This window comes from Sulfuricurvum sp. (genome assembly GCF_028681615.1).
Taxonomy (GTDB): domain Bacteria; phylum Campylobacterota; class Campylobacteria; order Campylobacterales; family Sulfurimonadaceae; genus Sulfuricurvum.
On record NZ_JAQUHV010000037.1, the window covers coordinates 1 to 2,841 of the forward strand.

The window sequence follows — 2,841 nt, forward strand, 5'->3', positions numbered from 1 at the left end:
CCCTTAGTTAATAGAATTAGCAATCCGACTATGATTGCAGTAATGCATTTCTCAGCGGCAATCCTAAAACCATTAATTCAAGTAGAAATAGAGTTATGAGCTCTGTGCCTTCCTCGGAGGGCTTACATGTCAAAAATACTATCATTGGAGAAGAAAAAATGAAATTGCTACAACTTTCACTTGCCACAATAATGGCAATGGGAACAATTTTGGTTGCTGAGGATTCTTTATCGGACGCTTTTAAGAATGGTACTTTAAATGGTGAACTTAAAGCGTATTACTATAACCGCGTTGCATATAATGGCGTATATGATGATGCCCATAAACTCGATGGAGATATTATCAATTTTGGTATAAAATTGGATTATGAAACAGCGGCTTTTTATAATTTTAAAGTGGGATTAGGTGTTCAAACTTCTAATGCACCGTGGGTTGATACAGAAGGAAAAGAAGCTTATGGTACAACACCAGGGCGTGGTCTTCAAGATATGTGGGGTTCAGGTGCTGTTCTTTCTCAAGCGTATCTTTCTTACACCGCAAGTAAAACAACGATTAAAGTTGGTCGACAGTATATTGATATGCCACTTATTGGAAGTGCTCCATCCCGTTTAACTGTTGAATCTTTTCAAGGTGCTACCATAATCAGTAACGAAATTCCAAACACGACTCTTATGGCCGCTTATGTGAATAGATTTCAAGGGTGGACAGATGGTGAAGGAAATATTGCGGATTTTCAAAGACTTGGAAATAATGTTGATTATGCCTATGCTCTTGCTGTTGTGAATAAATCTCTTACAAATACGACGTTAACAGCATCTTTTGGACAATTGGATAACACTTTTGATATGATGTATGCTGATGCTAAATATGATGGTAAAGCAGCAGCATTTACCTATAATGCAGCCATTCAGTATGGCAATGTTAACTATGATAACAGCAGTGCCAATGATGCATATTTTTATGGTGTCAAAGTAGGCCTGGGAATCGCTAATTTTAATACCTACATTGCCTATGCACAAATCAAAGATGGTGACGCGTGGTGGGGAACAGCTGGTTCTGGTACGATACCACTTATTTATACTTCCTCAGTTGTTTTGTCAGGACAGTACGCAGAGTCAAAACAATATGCTATTGATGCCAACTATCTTATTAAAGAGATTGGGCTTCTTGTAGGTGCTCGTTATATGAATATAGATTATACAGTGAGTGCAGATACAGCGGATATCACGAGTGTTTATGCTGGTATAACATTTGATAAAGCACTAAAAGGGCTAGGGGCTACTATTGCTTATGAAGATGAAAGTCATGATACCAATAAGGTTGCAGATAGAAAAGAGTTGTGGTTTAGAGGAAGCTATAAGTTTTAATCACTATGATTACTACAGAAAGTAGTACCATTATGCTTTCTCAATGATGAAAAGAGCTTTGCACGATAACATGTAAAGCTCTTTGATTGTTTATATGTCAATAAGGTACTGAGTTTGGTGATAACAATAAAACGAGAAAAGTGTATTGTAAAATGATAGATAAGATAGTCCACTTTATTTAGGCCTTATCTCTAAAGAAGGGTACATGATGGAAGAAATTAGAGTTTTAACTATTGGTGATCTTAAACAAGAGATAAGAGAAAATATTGAGTATGCCCATCCTGATAAAAATCCGACAATGGTTAATGGATATGGTGTTGCGTATGGCTTCAAACCCATCGTTGATGAAAAGTTTTTTGAGACAGAAGATGAAGCTGTCACGTATATATTTCAGACGAATGAGCTTTATAAGGATATTAAGGCGCTTGAGAATACTATTCAGGTTACTGAAAGTTATGATGAAGATACCGATTCATTATTTTATAAAAGGTATACCAAAGAAAGTTTAATGACACTAAGTCTTGAGCTTTTTAGTGCTAAACTGGGACATAATGATATCTATGAATTTTCCTTTGAAGAAACTATGTTAACCATATTCAATAGTCATAATGGTAAAAAAGTTACATGCACTTTTGTAGGAAACAATGATGTTATGTGGACGGGGGAGGAGAGTATTGAGCATATTTTTACGAGCAATAGTATAATTTACCCTGAAAATATTAGAGGTATATTTGAATACTTGTGGCTTTCATTGAAAACGGGAAAAATTGAGAAGCACCAAGCATCAGAAGAACTTGAATCCTTAATTAACTGGATAAATGCTATGACGAGAACAAGACCATCATCGGAGTTTTGGAATCAATAATCATTGAAAGGAAAAAAGTGTTAAAAAGCCTTTCTCTATACTTGAAAGTAAGATATTTATATAGAAATAAAAGATCATCATCAATGATGCTAGGAATAATCTTATGAAGGTACAACAAAAGATTACGCTCTCCATCATGGGTGGAATGTTTATAGGGTTTATTCTATTTCTTGGCATCAATCATTCAATGATGCGAGAAACGGCAACCATAGAAATTTATGATAAGTTAAAAGATAAATCTGCTATTTTGACAAAAAGCATTGATGAGTGGTTGGGCGATAAGCAACGTACAGCTATTGCTTTGAGTAAACAAGTACAAAAGCTTAAAGACCAATCCCCTGAAACGGTGCGTAGCTATCTGTATCTTGTCAATGATGCTGCGAAGATAGATGCCTCTATGGTGTATTATAAAGGGAAAACACTGATTCATACTGATAGAAACTGGAACCTATCGCCCAAAGATGAAGAAGCAAATATGCCGTATCAAACGATGCTGGCTAATGGTTTTAAACCAGCTATTAGTCAAGTTTTTAAAAGCCCAATTAATAAGATTGACAACATGATTGCGGCAATAGCTCCATTTGATGGAAGAAGTTTGGCAACATTAGT

At 35.6% G+C, this 2,841-nt stretch carries 3 protein-coding genes; all 3 read left to right on the forward strand.

Going from position 1 to position 2,841, the window contains the following annotated elements; all coding sequences use genetic code 11:
* Positions 1 to 158 precede the first annotated feature (158 nt).
* A complete protein-coding gene (locus PHE37_RS13835) occupies positions 159 to 1,367 on the forward strand; it encodes an OprD family outer membrane porin (protein ID WP_300008849.1) in 1,209 nt (402 codons plus the stop codon).
* Between the two features lie 205 nt (positions 1,368 to 1,572).
* Entirely contained in the window at positions 1,573 to 2,232 is a 660-nt protein-coding gene (locus PHE37_RS13840; protein WP_299997925.1) for a hypothetical protein, read from the forward strand.
* 103 nt (positions 2,233 to 2,335) lie between these two features.
* The coding region (locus PHE37_RS13845) for a hypothetical protein (protein ID WP_300008851.1) at positions 2,336 to 2,841 on the forward strand (506 nt) is incomplete at its 3' end.

Excerpts from the sequence above, each read along its gene's own strand:
- PHE37_RS13835 (WP_300008849.1), top strand. The coding sequence starts at position 159 with ATGAAATTGCTACAACTTTCACTTGCCACAATAATGGCAATGGGAACA.
- PHE37_RS13840 (WP_299997925.1), top strand. The coding sequence starts at position 1,573 with ATGATGGAAGAAATTAGAGTTTTAACTATTGGTGATCTTAAACAAGAG.